Origin of the sequence: Cellulomonas hominis, assembly GCF_005239125.1 — a bacterium.
GTDB classification, from domain to species: Bacteria; Actinomycetota; Actinomycetes; order Actinomycetales; family Cellulomonadaceae; genus Cellulomonas; species Cellulomonas hominis_A.
This window is the reverse complement of sequence record NZ_SZYE01000196.1, coordinates 1-6,967: the sequence shown is the minus strand read 5'-3', so window position 1 is coordinate 6,967 and position 6,967 is coordinate 1. Positions and strand designations below refer to the sequence as shown.

Annotated in this window: 6 protein-coding genes; all 6 read left to right on the top strand. The window is 75.0% G+C overall.

Annotated elements, in window-relative coordinates; translation table 11 throughout:
• The coding region (locus FA014_RS16795; protein ID WP_419178424.1) for an ABC transporter ATP-binding protein at window positions 1–828 on the top strand (828 nt) is incomplete at its 5' end.
• Window positions 829–863: 35 nt separating this feature from the next.
• Window positions 864–1,943 (top strand): aliphatic sulfonate ABC transporter substrate-binding protein, encoded by a 1,080-nt coding sequence (locus tag FA014_RS16790; protein ID WP_154730788.1) that lies wholly within the window; start codon window positions 864–866, stop codon window positions 1,941–1,943.
• 89 nt (window positions 1,944–2,032) lie between these two features.
• The gene (locus FA014_RS16785; RefSeq protein ID WP_154730787.1) at window positions 2,033–2,911 is read left to right on the top strand and encodes an ABC transporter permease; all 879 of its coding nucleotides are present in this window, start codon (window positions 2,033–2,035) and stop codon (window positions 2,909–2,911) included.
• On the top strand, window positions 2,908–4,974 hold the full coding sequence (gene acs / locus FA014_RS16780) for an acetate--CoA ligase (protein ID WP_154730786.1): 2,067 nt from the start codon (window positions 2,908–2,910) through the stop codon (window positions 4,972–4,974). The genes FA014_RS16785 and acs overlap by 4 nt, the downstream gene beginning before the upstream one ends.
• Window positions 4,971–6,359, top strand: a complete 1,389-nt coding sequence (locus FA014_RS16775) for an O-acetylhomoserine aminocarboxypropyltransferase/cysteine synthase family protein (protein WP_154730785.1) — start codon at window positions 4,971–4,973, stop codon at window positions 6,357–6,359. The genes acs and FA014_RS16775 overlap by 4 nt, the downstream gene beginning before the upstream one ends.
• Complete coding sequence (locus FA014_RS16770; protein WP_154730784.1) at window positions 6,359–6,853, top strand: CoA-binding protein; 495 nt, start codon at window positions 6,359–6,361, stop codon at window positions 6,851–6,853. The genes FA014_RS16775 and FA014_RS16770 overlap by 1 nt, the downstream gene beginning before the upstream one ends.
• Window positions 6,854–6,967: the final 114 nt, after the last annotated feature.

Below are 6,967 nucleotides of genomic sequence, written 5' to 3'. Positions count from 1 at the left end.
TCCGCCCGCGGCCTCGTCAAGCAGTTCGGCGCGACGACGGCGCTCGCGGGCGTCGACCTGGACGTCGCGCCCGGCGAGTCGGTCGCCGTGATGGGGCCGTCCGGCTCGGGCAAGTCGACGCTGCTGCGCCAGGTCGCCGGCCTGGACGCGCCCGACGCCGGCCGGATCCTGATCGGCGACGACCCGGTCGCGCCGTACGACGCCCGCACGGCCGTCGCGTTCCAGGAGCCCCGCCTGCTCCCGTGGCGCACCGTCGCGCACAACGTCGCGCTGGGCGTGCCCCGCGGGACCCCGCGCGCCGAGGCCCGTGACCAGGTCGCCCGGCTGCTGGACCTGGTGGGGCTCGCGGGCTCGGCCGGGCTACGGCCCCGGCAGGTGTCCGGCGGCATGGCGCAGCGCGCGTCGCTCGCCCGGGCGCTGGCCCGCCGGCCGGGTGTGCTGCTGCTCGACGAGCCGTTCGGGGCGCTCGACGCCCTGACCCGGCTACGGATGCAGGACCTGCTGCTCGAGGTGCACGCCAGCCGCCCGACGACGGTGCTGCTCGTGACGCACGACGTGGAGGAGGCGCTGTACCTGGCGGACCGCGTCGTCCTGCTCGGCGCCCTCGCCGCCCCGGCGACGCCCGCCGGCCCCGCAGCCCCCGCCGACCGCGAGACCCCCGGGGCGCCGGCGGCCGCCTCCGTCCGCTCCGTCATCACGGTCCCCGGCGACCGGCCCCGCGACCGCACGGACGCCCGGCTCGCGGAGCTGCGCGCCGAGCTTCTGGACGGCCTCGGCGTGCCCTCGCACCACCCGTCGCACGACCCCGACGCGCACCACTCGATCTGACCCGCACCACCCCGACACCCCACCTGGAGCACCCCATGACCGCCCTCCCCACCGCCCTCCGTCGCCGGCTGCGCGGCCCGATCGCCCTCGGCGCAGGCGCCGTCGCCGCGACCCTGCTGCTCGCCGGCTGCGTGGCCGGCGAGGGCGAGACCGCCCAGGCGGCGGACGCCCCCGAGGACGGCGCGACGGCCGCCGACGGCTGGAGCGCCGACACCCTGACCGTCGACTACGCGACGTACAACCCGCTGAGCCTCGTCATCAAGGACCAGGGCTGGCTCGAGGAGACGCTCGGCGACGACGTCGACGTCGAGTGGGTGCAGTCCGCGGGGTCGAACAAGGCGAACGAGGCGCTGCGCGCCGGTGCGGTCGACGTCGGCTCCACCGCGGGCTCGGCGGCGCTGCTCGCCCGGTCGAACGGCTCGCCGATCCGCACGATCGACATCTACGGCCAGCCCGAGTGGGCCGCGCTCGTCGTCCCGGCGGGCTCGGACATCACCGACGTCGCGGACCTGGCCGGCCGCTCGGTCGCCGCGACCAAGGGCACCGACCCGTACTTCTTCCTCCTGCAGTCCCTGGAGGAGGCGGGCGTCGACCCGGCGGACGTCGAGGTGCAGAACCTCCAGCACGCGGACGGCAGGGCGGCGCTGGAGAACGGCTCGGTCGACGCGTGGTCCGGCCTGGACCCGCTGATGGCCGCGAGCGAGGCCGAGGCCGGCTCGACGCTGCTGTACCGCAACGTCGACTTCAACACCTACGGGTTCCTCAACGCGACGCAGGACTTCCTGGACGCGAGCCCGGACCTGGCGCAGGTCGTCGTCGACGCCTACGAGAAGGCCCGCGCCTGGGCGCAGGAGAACCCCGACGAGGTCGTGGACATCCTCGCCGAGGTCGCCGGCATCGACCCGGCGGTGGCCGAGACGGTCATCACCGAGCGCACCACGCTCGACATCGACCCGGTCCCCGGCCAGGCGCAGCGCGACGTCCTCGAGGTCGTCGGCCCGATCTTCGTCGAGTCCGGCGACGTCGCGAGCCAGGACCTGGTCGACACCGCGCTGGACGAGCTGTTCGACCCGCAGTTCGCGGAGAACGCCGACCCGAGCACCATCGCCGGCTGACCCGCACCGGGCCGGCGTCCGCGCGACGCCGGCCCGGGCCCGGGCCCGGGCCCGGAACCACCCGACCACCCCCGACGGAAGAGCAGGCCATGTCCCCCGTCCTCGGCACGATCGCCGGCACCAGCGCGCCGGTGACGGACGCCCGCGGCCGCGCGCTGCCCGGGCTGAACCCGTTCAGCCTCGGCCTCCCCGCGCGGCCCGGCGCCGGTGCGCTGTCCCGCCGCCCGGTGCGGATCGCGCTCGGCCTCGTCGTCCCCGCGGCCCTGCTGGTGGCGTGGCAGCTCGTCACCACGTCGGGCCTGGTCGCGCCGTACCAGCTGCCGAGCCCGGCCTCGGTGTGGGCGGCCGCGGTCGACCTCGCCGAGCGCGGCCTGCTCGGGCAGTACGTCGCGATCTCGACGCAGCGCGTGGTGCTCGGGTTCCTGATCGGCGCGGCGCTCGGCCTGGCGGTCGGGTCCGTCGTCGGGCTGTCCCGGCTGGCCGGCGCGCTGCTGGAGCCGGTCCTGGGCGCGGTCCGCGCGGTGCCGTCGCTGGCGTGGGTGCCGCTGCTGATCCTCTGGATGAAGATCGGCGAGGAGTCCAAGCTGACCCTCATCGCGATCGGGGCGTTCTTCCCCGTGTACACGACCGTCGTCGCCGCGCTGCGGCACGTCGACGCGCACCTGGTCGAGGCCGGGCGCGCGTACGGGTTGCGCGGTGCGCGCCTGCTGGGCGCGGTGCAGCTGCCCGCCGCGGTGCCGTCCGTGGTGGCGGGCCTGCGGCTCGCGCTCGCGCAGTCGTGGCTGTTCCTGGTGGCCGCGGAGCTCATCGCGTCGTCGATGGGCCTGGGCTTCCTCCTGATGGACTCCGGCAACAACGGCCGCGTCGACCGGATGATCCTCGCGATCGTCCTGCTGGCGCTGCTGGGCAAGCTGACCGACGCGCTGATCGGCCTCGCCGAGAAGTCGCTGCTGAGAAGGTGGGCATGACGAGCACGACGAGCGCGACCATCGCGGCGCTGCAGACCGAGACCCGCGCGTTCCCGGCCCCGGCCGGCGACTGGAACGTGGGACCCCAGGACGCGGCCCGGCTCCGGGCGCGCGCCGACGACGACCACGTGGGCTTCTGGGAGGACGCCGCGCGTCGCCTGGAGTGGGCCGAGCCCTGGCACACCGCGCACACCTGGTCCCCCGCGGTCGAGGGCCCGGACGGCGGGCTGACCGTGCCCGAGGCGCAGTGGTTCGTCGGCGGGAAGCTCAACGCGGCCGTGAACTGCGTCGACCGGCACGTGGCCGCCGGGCGCGGCGACAAGGTCGCGATCCACGCCGAGGGCGAGCGGGGCGACCGGCGCTCGCTCACCTACGCCGACCTGCAGCGCGAGGTGTCCCGGGCCGCGAACGCCCTGACCGACCTCGGCATCGGCCCCGGCGACCGGGTGGTCGTCTACCTGCCGGTGATCGCCGAGACCATCGTCGTCACCCTGGCGATCGCCCGGATCGGCGCGGTGCACTCCCTGGTGTTCGGCGGGTTCTCCGCGGAGGCCGTGCGGTTCCGGGTGCAGGACACCGGCGCGAAGCTGCTGGTCACCAGCGACGGCCAGTTCCGGCGCGGGCAGGCCGTCGAGGTGAAGTCCGCCGCGGACGCCGCGGTCGAGGGGCTGGACCACGTCGAGCACGTGCTCGTCGTCCGGCGCACCGGCCAGGACGTCGCCTGGACCGAGGGCCGCGACGTCTGGTGGCACGACGTCGTGGACACCGCGTCGGACCGGCACGAGCCGCGGGCCTTCGACGCCGAGCACCCGCTGTTCATCATCTACACGTCCGGCACCACCGGGAAGCCGAAGGGCCTGGTGCACACCACCGGCGGCTACCTGACGCACGCGTCCTGGACGCACTGGGCGGTGTTCGACGCCAAGCCCGACGACGTGCACTGGTGCACCGCCGACCTCGCGTGGGTGACCGCGCACACCTACGAGATCTACGGCCCGCTCAGCAACGGGCTGACCCAGGTGATCTACGAGGGCACGCCGGACACCCCGCACCGCGAGCGCCACCTGGAGGTCATCGAGCGGTACGGCGTCACGGTGTACTACACGGCCCCGACCCTGATCCGGACCTTCATGACCTGGTTCCCCGACGGCCTGCCGGTCGGGTACGACCTGTCGACGGTCCGGCTGCTCGGGACGGTCGGCGAGGCCATCAACCCCGAGGCGTGGGTGTGGTTCCGCGAGCAGTTCGGCGCCGGCACGGCGCCGGTGGTCGACACGTGGTGGCAGTCCGAGACCGGCGCGGCGGTCATCGCCCCGCTGCCCGGCGTCACCACGCTCAAGCCGGGCTCGGCCACCCGCGCGCTCCCCGGGTTCTCGGCCAGGGTCGTCGACGACGCGGGCGCCGAGGTGCCGCGCGGCTCCGGCGGCTACCTGGTGCTCGACCGGACCTGGCCCGGCATGGCGCGCACCGTCTGGGGCGACCCGGCGCGGTACCGCGACTCCTACTGGCGGCCGTTCGCCGCGCACGGCTACTTCCTGGCCGGCGACGGCGCGTCCTGGGACGCCGACGGCGACGTGTGGCTGCTCGGCCGGGTGGACGACGTGGTGAACGTCGCGGGCCACCGGTTGTCGACCATCGAGATCGAGTCGGCGCTCGTGGCGCACCCGGCGGTCGGCGAGGCCGGCGTCGCGGGCGTGGCGGACGCGGTCGGCGGCCAGGCCGTCGCGGCGTTCGTCGTGCCCGCGGTCCCGCCCGGCCCGGTCGACGACCTCCGGGCGTGGCGCGCGGCCGCCGCGGCGCTGCGCGAGGACCTGCGCGCGCAGGTGCACCGGGAGATCGGCCCGGTCGCCAAGCCGAAGCACGTGGTGCTCGTCCCGGAGGTCCCCAAGACCCGGTCGGGCAAGATCATGCGCCGGCTGCTGGCCGAGCTGCACGACGGCCGGCCGCTCGGCGACGTCACCTCCCTGCAGAACCCCTGGGCCGTGGACCAGGTCGCCGCGCTGCTGCGCGACGACGCTAGCCTCGCCCTGACCACCGAGGCCGAGGAGGCCACCCGCGCATGAGCTCCGAGCACCGCTTCGGCTTCCGTACCCGCGCCCTGCACGCCGGGGCGATCCCCGACGCCGCGACCGGCGCCCGCGCCGTGCCGATCTACCAGACGACGTCGTTCGTGTTCACCGACACCACCGACGCCGCGAACCTGTTCGCGCTGCAGAAGTACGGCAACATCTACTCCCGGCTCGGCAACCCGACGGTCGCGGCGTTCGAGGAGCGCATCGCGTCGCTCGAGGGCGGCATCGGCGCCGTCGCGACCGCGTCCGGCATGGCCGCGGAGTTCATCACGTTCGCCGCGCTGGTCGGCGCCGGGGACCACATCGTCGCCTCCGCGCAGCTCTACGGCGGCACCGTGACCCAGCTCGACGTGACGCTGCGCCGGTTCGGTGTCGAGACCACGTTCGTCGCGGGCACCGACCCGGCCGACTACGCCGCGGCCATCCGCCCCGAGACCAAGGCCGTCTACACCGAGGTGGTCGCGAACCCGTCCGGCGAGGTCGCCGACCTGGCCGGGCTGGCCGAGGTCGCCCACGCCGCGGGCGTCCCGCTGGTCGTCGACGCCACCCTGTCGACCCCGTACCTGGTGCGGCCGATCGAGCACGGCGCCGACATCGTGATCCACTCCGCCACCAAGTTCCTCGGCGGGCACGGCACCACCCTCGGCGGCGTGGTCGTCGAGTCGGGCCGGTTCAACTGGGGCAACGGCAAGTTCCCGCAGATGACCGAGCCCGTCCCGTCGTACAACGACGTGAAGTGGTGGGAGAACTTCGGCGAGTACGGGTTCCTCACCAAGCTGCGCTCCGAGCAGCTGCGGGACATCGGCCCGTCGCTGTCCGCGCAGTCCGCGTTCCAGCTGCTGCAGGGCGTGGAGACGCTCCCCCAGCGGCTCGACGCGCACCTCGCCAACGCGCGGACCGTCGCCGAGTGGCTGGAGGCCGACCCGCGCGTCACCGCCGTGCACTGGGCCGGGCTGCCGTCGCACCCGCACCACGAGCGCGCCGCGCACTACCTGCCGCTCGGGCCCGGGTCGGTGTTCGCGTTCCGGCTCGCCGCGACCGCCGACCGCGACGGCCGCGAGGTCGGCCGCCGGTTCATCGAGGGCCTGCAGCTCGCCAGCCACCTCGCCAACGTCGGTGACGCCCGCACCCTCGTCATCCACCCGGCGTCGACGACGCACCAGCAGCTCTCCGCGGAGCAGCTCGCCGCTGCGGGCGTGCCGGAGGACCTGGTGCGGATCAGCGTCGGGCTCGAGGACCCGGAGGACATCCTCTGGGACCTGGACCAGGCGCTGACGGCGGCGACCGCGCCGCGCGAGGCGGCCGCCCCCGTGGTCGTCGCGGCCGTCACCGGCGTGGGCGGCGGCGCGACCTGCTCGATCCCGGAGGCGAACTGATGACCAGCACCCCTGAGCGCACCTGGCAGGGCCCGAGCGCCCCCGACCGCCTCGCGCTGCTCCGCCGCACCCGGTCGATCGCGATCGTCGGCGCGTCCAACAACCCGGCGCGCGCGTCGTACTTCGTCACGACGTACCTGCTGTCCAGCACCCCGTACGACGTGTACCTGGTGAACCCGCGCGAGACGTCGATCCTCGGGCAGCCCGTCTACCCGTCGCTGGACGCCCTGCCGGTCGTGCCGGACCTGGTGGACGTGTTCCGCCGGCACGACGACCTGCCCACGGTGCTGGACGAGACGCTGGCGGTCGGCGCGAAGGCCCTGTGGCTGCAGCTCGGCTCGTGGCACGAGGACGTCGCGACGCGCGGCGAGGCGGCCGGCCTCACCGTCGTCATGGACCGCTGCGTCAAGATCGAGCACGCCCGCTTCCACGGCGGCCTGCACCTCGCGGGCTTCGACACGGGCGTGATCAGCAGCAGGCGCGCCCTCGCGTAGGCGCCTGTCGCCGAGTCTGCGTCCCGTGCCTCCGCCGCCGCGGTCGCGGGCAGACGAGGAACGGAGACTCGGCGTCGGGGCGCGCGGCGTCGGGGCGCGCGGCGTCGGGGCGCG